Raw genomic sequence first — 1,654 nt, 5'->3', positions numbered from 1 at the left:
AATGTAAGTGAAACAACTATTGTAGTGGTAAAGGACATTACTGCCCCAGAAAAGCCGACAGTAAGTGAAGTAACCGACAAGGATACTACAATTACAGGGCAAGCAGAAGCTGGATCAACAGTAGAAGTGAAAGTAAATGGTTCAGTGATTGGTACTGGAACTGCAGGAGAAGATGGCCGCTATGAAGTAACAATTCCAGTACAACTTGCAGGCAGTGAACTAGTTATTATTTCTACGGATAAAGCTGGTAATGTAAGTGAAGAAACTGCAGTAGTGGTGAAGGATGCAACCGCCCCTGCAAAACCGGTAGTAAGTCCAGTAAGTGATAGAGATACAACTATCACATGTGTAACAGAAGCGGGATCCAAAATTGAAGTAAAGGTAAATGGTGTAGTAATAGGTACGGGGACAGCAGGACAAGATGGCAAATATAAAGTGACGATTCGATCCCTAAAAGCCGGAACTGTATTATTTATCACTGCAACAGACACCGCGGGTAATGTAAGTGAAGGAACCACATTAAAGGTTATAGACAAAACAGCTCCAACCGTTCTAACAGTAAATACGGTTTCAGATAAGTCAAAGGAAGTAACCGGCAAGACTGAGGCGGGAGCGACAGTATCGATTTTAATTGGGACAAAGGTTTATGCAGCTAAAGCTGATACAAATTGGAACTTCAAAGTAATCATTCCGGTCCAGAAAGCAGGTACAAAGTTAATCGTAACTGCCAAGGATGCATCGGGAAATGTGAGTGTCGCAAAAAGTATCATAGTTATTGATAAAACGCCACCAGTTACTCCAACAGTTTATACTGTTTCAGACCTAGTAAAAGTGGTAAGTGGTAAAGTTGAAGTTGGAGCGATTGTTACTGTAACAATTGGAACGAAAAAGTACATCGCCAAAGCAGATGCTAAGTGTAACTATAAGGTAACGATTCCTGTTCATAAAGCAGGAACAAAGTTAATTGTGACAGCGAAGGATGCAGCAGGAAATGTAAGTATGGCTAAGAGTGTGATTGTCATTGACAAAACAGCTCCATTGGCGCCGAAAATCAAAACTGCAGTGAAAAGCACAACAAAAGAAGTTACTGGAACTGCTGAAGCCTACTCAACTATAACGATTAAAGTAGGTAAAAAAGTTATCGGTACAGCTAAAACAGATTCCAAGGGCAAATACAAAGTGAAGATTAAAGCCCAAAAGAAGAAAACGGTTTTAAGCTTGACAGCAACTGATAAGGCAAAGAATATTAGTAAGGCAACGACCGTCAAAGTAAAATAAAATTCTATAAGGAAATCCTCTTCACTTTTTGTGAAGAGGTTTTTTTTAGGTAATAACCGGATATCAGAATGTTAAGTTTGGGCACCAATCCTCTTTTAGTAGCTAAATTAGGTTCCTTTTTAAAAGAGTCCTTTTTGAAGACATCTCTCGACGTTCTTTTCGGACAATTGCAGAGGGAAAGATAGGAATGGAGCAAGCTGAGGTTGCTTTTAAACAAACGTTTGTTTAGTTCCGAAAAGGCAGGGTTTTAATAGAATATTGGAGGTTTGCAAGAAACCAGACTGTTTTTGTAGAAAGGTGGGTTATTTCCTGCGGAATTATCAAATCTGTTTCGACAAACTTCTTGCCTCCTTTGCAGGTAGAACGCTTATCCATC

1 protein-coding gene is annotated in these 1,654 nt (G+C 39.5%); it reads left to right on the top strand.

Features of this window, described 5'->3' with window-relative positions:
• The coding region (locus tag V7659_RS10865) for an Ig-like domain-containing protein (protein ID WP_335540045.1) at positions 1-1,278 on the top strand (1,278 nt) is incomplete at its 5' end.
• Between the last annotated feature and the right edge of the window lie 376 nt (positions 1,279-1,654).

This window comes from Neobacillus drentensis (assembly GCF_036966985.1).
In the GTDB taxonomy this organism is placed as follows: Bacteria; Bacillota; Bacilli; order Bacillales; family Cytobacillaceae; genus Neobacillus; species Neobacillus drentensis_E.
The sequence above is the reverse complement of the archived record's forward strand: the minus strand, read 5'-3'. Positions and strand labels throughout refer to the sequence as shown.